At 36.5% G+C, this 786-nt stretch carries 1 protein-coding gene; it reads left to right on the forward strand.

Features of this window, described 5'->3' with window-relative positions; translation table 11 throughout:
* Positions 1-786, forward strand: a 786-nt coding sequence (locus G9H60_RS13205) for an IS3 family transposase (protein WP_223144509.1), incomplete at both ends; no start/stop codon positions are given.

Consider the following 786-nt stretch of genomic DNA (forward strand, 5'->3'; position numbering starts at 1 on the left):
ATTAGCTTCAAAGCCGTCCAAAAAGGGCAGAAAGTAGCCCCTATTGTGCATAAACTAGGTAAAACAAGAGCTAGCTTTTATAAACATCGAAGACAGGTATTTATTTCTAAGCATCTTCAAGACCCTATTCTTATAGAGCTGGTCTTAGAACAACGTAAAAAGATGCCTCGATTAGGAGGAAAGAAATTACATTATTTACTGGCTCCTAGTCTCAAGGCAAGCAAGCTTTTTTTAGGTAGAGATCGATTCTTTGCCTGGTTAAAGCAACAGGATTTATTAGTAAAGCCCAAGAAGAGCTATACCAAAACAACCAATAGTTTTCATCGTTTTTATAAACATGGCAATTTAATTAAAGAACAAACTCCTAGTTATCCAGACCAGATATGGGTAAGCGATATCACCTATATTAGAAAGCAAAAGGGCTTTTGTTATCTAGCTTTAATAACCGACGCTTTCAGCCGTAAAATCATCGGTTATGATGTGAGCGACTCATTAGAGCTAACAGGTTGTATCAATGCTTTAAAAATGGCCACCAGGCATCGAATTGGGAAGAATACAATTCACCATTCGGATCGAGGTATTCAGTATTGTAGTAATCAGTACGTACAATTAGTTGAAAAACATGGAATAAAAGTGAGTATGGGAGAAGCCGGAAATTGTTATGATAATGCCTTAGCCGAAAGAGTGAATGGAATCTTGAAAAATGAATTCAATTTAGATGCTACGTATAAAAACCTGAAAACCGCTCAAAAAGCGGTTTCACAAGCCATTAAAACCTACAATGAA

The sequence above is a fragment of the Aquirufa aurantiipilula genome (assembly GCF_019923745.1).
In the GTDB taxonomy this organism is placed as follows: domain Bacteria; phylum Bacteroidota; class Bacteroidia; order Cytophagales; family Spirosomataceae; genus Aquirufa; species Aquirufa aurantiipilula.